This window comes from Flavobacterium aerium (assembly GCF_030766725.1).
In the GTDB taxonomy this organism is placed as follows: Bacteria; Bacteroidota; Bacteroidia; order Flavobacteriales; family Flavobacteriaceae; genus Flavobacterium; species Flavobacterium aerium.
On sequence record NZ_JARQWR010000021.1, the window covers coordinates 1 to 5,541 of the forward strand.

Here is a 5,541-nt window from a genome sequence, read left to right on the forward strand (position 1 = left end):
TTTTGCACCCGCAACAGCGCACAAGTTCATCAGAAATACAGCAGTCAGATTGGGATTTAGCTTTTAGAAAAAAGATAAAAAAAGATTTGCGAGAGATGTAAAAAAGATTTAGCTTTGCCGACCCGAAAGGGGGCAACGGTCCTTGAAAAATTGAGTAAGTGGAAAGAGAAGAAATAGGGGCTTAGGCTCTAAAAAAAAACTTCACAAAAAGCTTGCGAGATAAAAAGGGAAGTTGTACTTTTGCACCCGCTTTGAGAGACAAGTGGAATAGATAAAGAAGACACGTTCATAGACATATTGAATTGACAGCAAATAAGAGAGAGTAAGTTTGTTTCGAGTATTAAGAATTACTAAATATTTCGATCTCAAAATTATAAATAATATACGATGAAGAGTTTGATCCTGGCTCAGGATGAACGCTAGCGGCAGGCTTAACACATGCAAGTCGAGGGGTATAGTTCTTCGGAGCTAGAGACCGGCGCACGGGTGCGTAACGCGTATGCAATCTACCTTTCACAGAGGGATAGCCCAGAGAAATTTGGATTAATATCTCATAGTATTACGACTTGGCATCAAGATGTAATTAAAGATTTATCGGTGAAAGATGAGCATGCGTCCCATTAGCTAGTTGGTATGGTAACGGCATACCAAGGCAACGATGGGTAGGGGTCCTGAGAGGGAGATCCCCCACACTGGTACTGAGACACGGACCAGACTCCTACGGGAGGCAGCAGTGAGGAATATTGGACAATGGGCGCAAGCCTGATCCAGCCATGCCGCGTGCAGGATGACTGCCCTATGGGTTGTAAACTGCTTTTATACAGGAAGAAACCCTACCACGTGTGGTAGATTGACGGTACTGTAGGAATAAGGATCGGCTAACTCCGTGCCAGCAGCCGCGGTAATACGGAGGATCCAAGCGTTATCCGGAATCATTGGGTTTAAAGGGTCCGTAGGCGGTTTTATAAGTCAGTGGTGAAATCTTTCGGCTCAACCGAGAAATGGCCATTGATACTGTAAGACTTGAATTATTATGAAGTAACTAGAATATGTAGTGTAGCGGTGAAATGCTTAGATATTACATGGAATACCAATTGCGAAGGCAGGTTACTAATAATTGATTGACGCTGATGGACGAAAGCGTGGGTAGCGAACAGGATTAGATACCCTGGTAGTCCACGCCGTAAACGATGGATACTAGCTGTTGGGCGCAAGCTCAGTGGCTAAGCGAAAGTGATAAGTATCCCACCTGGGGAGTACGTTCGCAAGAATGAAACTCAAAGGAATTGACGGGGGCCCGCACAAGCGGTGGAGCATGTGGTTTAATTCGATGATACGCGAGGAACCTTACCAAGGCTTAAATGTAGATTGACAGGACTGGAAACAGTTTTTTCTTCGGACAATTTACAAGGTGCTGCATGGTTGTCGTCAGCTCGTGCCGTGAGGTGTCAGGTTAAGTCCTATAACGAGCGCAACCCCTGTCGTTAGTTGCCAGCGAGTCATGTCGGGAACTCTAACGAGACTGCCAGTGCAAACTGAGAGGAAGGTGGGGATGACGTCAAATCATCACGGCCCTTACGCCTTGGGCTACACACGTGCTACAATGGTCGGTACAGAGAGCAGCCACTGGGTGACCAGGAGCGAATCTACAAAACCGATCACAGTTCGGATCGGAGTCTGCAACTCGACTCCGTGAAGCTGGAATCGCTAGTAATCGGATATCAGCCATGATCCGGTGAATACGTTCCCGGGCCTTGTACACACCGCCCGTCAAGCCATGGAAGCTGGGGGTACCTGAAGTCGGTGACCGCAAGGAGCTGCCTAGGGTAAAACTGGTAACTAGGGCTAAGTCGTAACAAGGTAGCCGTACCGGAAGGTGCGGCTGGAACACCTCCTTTCTAGAGAAAATAAGAAATAAGTAAATTAATGTGAAAAACGTTAAGGATTTACTCTCGCTGTTAGTTCAAATAATACAAGAAGATAGAAGAGCAATAGATTTAGAGTCTCGTAGCTCAGCTGGTTAGAGTACTACACTGATAATGTAGGGGTCGGCAGTTCGAGTCTGCCCGGGACTACAAATTAAAGCGCAACACTATATTCGATAGGAAATTTTAGAAGTATGAGTATGAATTACCATTAATTCAAAATTCAACATTCATAATTCAAAAAATTGAAATTATAATGGGGGATTAGCTCAGCTGGCTAGAGCGCCTGCCTTGCACGCAGGAGGTCATCGGTTCGACTCCGATATTCTCCACAATTACTACGAAATTGTAGTAAAACAGTTCATTGACATATTGAGATAAGAAAAATATTAAAAAGTAGAAAGCACTTTTATACCTAGAAATAGGTGTAAATAAAAAGTACAATAAGCAAAATAAGGGCGTATGGGGAATGCCTAGGCTCTCAGAGGCGATGAAGGACGTGATAAGCTGCGAAAAGCTACGGGGATTGGCACACACGAATTGATCCGTAGATATCCGAATGGGGCAACCCGGTATGTTGAAGACATGCCACACCGATAGGTGAGCAAACCCGCTGAACTGAAACATCTAAGTAGGCGGAGGAGAAGAAAACAAAAGTGATTCCGTAAGTAGTGGCGAGCGAACGCGGATTAGCCCAAACCAATGTTGTTACGGCAATATTGGGGTTGTAGGACCACGACATTTTATGCAAATCGAACAAGAATCAACTGGAAAGTTGAGCCATAGGGAGTGATAGCCTCGTATTGGTAAGAGATGTAATAGATAGTGGTATCCTGAGTAGGGCGGGGCACGTGAAACCCTGTCTGAATTTGGCGGGACCATCCGCTAAGGCTAAATACTCCTGAGAGACCGATAGTGAACCAGTACCGTGAGGGAAAGGTGAAAAGAACCGTGAATAACGGAGTGAAATAGATCCTGAAACCATACGCTTACAAGCGGTCGGAGCCCTTTCGTGGGGTGACGGCGTGCCTTTTGCATAATGAGCCTACGAGTTACCGTTGCTGGCAAGGATAAGTGGTTAAGCCATGGATCCGTAGCGAAAGCGAGTCTGAATAGGGCGCTTTAGTCAGTAGTGGTAGACGCGAAACCGTGTGATCTACCCATGGGCAGGTTGAAGCTGTGGTAACACACAGTGGAGGACCGAACCGGTTGACGTTGAAAAGTCTTCGGATGACCTGTGGGTAGGGGTGAAAGGCCAATCAAACTCGGAAATAGCTCGTACTCCCCGAAATGCATTTAGGTGCAGCGTTAGTTATAAAGTTATATAGAGGTAGAGCTACTGATTGGATGCGGGGGCTTCACCGCCTACCAATTCCTGACAAACTCCGAATGCTATATAATGTTCACTAACAGTGAGGGCATGGGTGCTAAGGTCCATGTCCGAGAGGGAAAGAACCCAGACCATCAGCTAAGGTCCCCAAATATATACTAAGTTGAAAAAACGAGGTTTGTCTGCCCAGACAGCTAGGATGTTGGCTTGGAAGCAGCCATTCATTTAAAGAGTGCGTAACAGCTCACTAGTCGAGCGGACGAGCATGGATAATAATCGGGCATAAGTATATTACCGAAGCTATGGATTTGTAATTTATTACAAGTGGTAGGGGAGCATTCTAACAGGGTAGAAGGTGTGTCGTAAGGCATGCTGGACTGGTTAGAAAAGAAAATGTAGGCATAAGTAACGATAATGCGGGCGAGAAACCCGCACACCGAAAGACTAAGGTTTCCTCAGCTATGCTAATCAGCTGAGGGTTAGTCGGGTCCTAAGGCGAACCCGAAAGGGACAGTCGATGGCCAACGGGTTAATATTCCCGTACTACTTATAACTGTGATGGGGTGACGGAGTGATGAAAGTGTCGCGAACTGACGGAATAGTTCGTTGAAGTAATTAGCTATATTCTAGATAGGCAAATCCGTTTAGAATGGTGAAATACGATAGTACTCGGAGTCTTCGGACAAAGAGATAGTACACCTAAGGGCTTCCAAGAAAAACCTCTAAACTTCAGGTTATAAGTACCCGTACCGCAAACCGACACAGGTAGTCGAGGAGAGAATCCTAAGGTGCTCGAGAGATTCATGGCTAAGGAATTAGGCAAAATAGACCTGTAACTTCGGGAGAAAGGTCGCCAGCAGCAATGCTGGCCGCAGTGAAGAGGTCCAGGCGACTGTTTATCAAAAACACAGGGCTCTGCAAAATCGTAAGATGAAGTATAGGGCCTGACACCTGCCCGGTGCTGGAAGGTTAAGAGGAGATGTTATCTTCGGAGAAGCATTGAATTGAAGCCCCAGTAAACGGCGGCCGTAACTATAACGGTCCTAAGGTAGCGAAATTCCTTGTCGGGTAAGTTCCGACCTGCACGAATGGTGTAACGATCTGGACACTGTCTCAGCCATGAGCTCGGTGAAATTGTAGTATCGGTGAAGATGCCGATTACCCGCAGTGGGACGAAAAGACCCTGTGCACCTTTACTATAGCTTAGTATTGACCTTGGATAAGTGATGTGTAGGATAGGTCGGAGACTATGAAGTGGCGTCGCTAGGCGTTGTGGAGTCATTGTTGAAATACGACCCTTTGCTTATCTGAGGCCTAACCCCGCGTTGTGGGGGACATTGCTTGGTGGGTAGTTTGACTGGGGTGGTCGCCTCCAAAAGAGTAACGGAGGCTTCTAAAGGTTCCCTCAGTACGCTTGGTAACCGTGCGTAGAGTGCAATGGCATAAGGGAGCTTGACTGAGAGACCTACAAGTCGATCAGGTACGAAAGTAGAGCATAGTGATCCGGTGGTTCCGCATGGAAGGGCCATCGCTCAAAGGATAAAAGGTACGCCGGGGATAACAGGCTGATCTCCCCCAAGAGCTCATATCGACGGGGGGGTTTGGCACCTCGATGTCGGCTCGTCACATCCTGGGGCTGGAGAAGGTCCCAAGGGTTGGGCTGTTCGCCCATTAAAGTGGCACGCGAGCTGGGTTCAGAACGTCGTGAGACAGTTCGGTCTCTATCTACTGTGGGCGTTAGAAATTTGAGTGGATCTGACTCTAGTACGAGAGGACCGAGTTGGACAAACCTCTAGTGTATCTGTTGTCCCGCCAGGGGCACCGCAGAGTAGCTACGTTTGGAAGGGATAAGCGCTGAAAGCATATAAGCGCGAAACCCACCACAAGATGAGATTTCTTTTAAAGGTCGTGGAAGATGACCACGTTGATAGGCTATAGATGTAAAGGCAGTAATGTCATAGTCGAGTAGTACTAATAACCTGTAAGCTTATGTACGCTTTTCTCCCGCCTTGCGGCGGGAGAAGAAACTTTCTAAAAATACTTTTTTCTTTATCTCAGTATGTTAAGATATATTGTTTGATTGTTCAAAGCTAGATCTTTGAAACCCAAGCAGAACGACTTAAGGTGGTTATTGCGGCGGGGCTCACCTCTTCCCATCCCGAACAGAGTAGTTAAGCCCGCCTGCGCAGATGGTACTGCAATTTGTGGGAGAGTATGTCGTCGCCTTTCTTTTAAAAACCCTATCCATATCGGATAGGGTTTTTTGTTTTTATTAATTTTTGAGAA

At 46.5% G+C, this 5,541-nt stretch carries 2 tRNA genes and 3 rRNA genes; all 5 read left to right on the plus strand.

From position 1 onward, the window contains the following. The first annotated feature begins 384 nt into the window (after nt 1–384). The 5 genes from P6733_RS17735 to rrf all read left to right on the plus strand — a co-directional run bounded on the left by P6733_RS17735 (nt 385) and on the right by rrf (nt 5,484). A 16S ribosomal RNA gene (locus tag P6733_RS17735) occupies nt 385–1,898 on the plus strand. Between the two features lie 103 nt (nt 1,899–2,001). After that, nucleotides 2,002–2,075 (plus strand) — tRNA-Ile (locus tag P6733_RS17740). A 108-nt stretch (nt 2,076–2,183) separates the two neighbouring features. Beyond that, a tRNA-Ala gene (locus P6733_RS17745) sits at nt 2,184–2,257 on the plus strand. A gap of 109 nt (nt 2,258–2,366) precedes the next feature. After that, nucleotides 2,367–5,250 (plus strand): 23S ribosomal RNA (locus P6733_RS17750). A gap of 125 nt (nt 5,251–5,375) precedes the next feature. Beyond that, nucleotides 5,376–5,484: ribosomal RNA gene (gene rrf / locus P6733_RS17755) — 5S ribosomal RNA — on the plus strand. Together the 16S, 23S and 5S rRNA genes with 2 tRNA genes alongside form the textbook arrangement of a ribosomal RNA operon. Nucleotides 5,485–5,541: the final 57 nt, after the last annotated feature.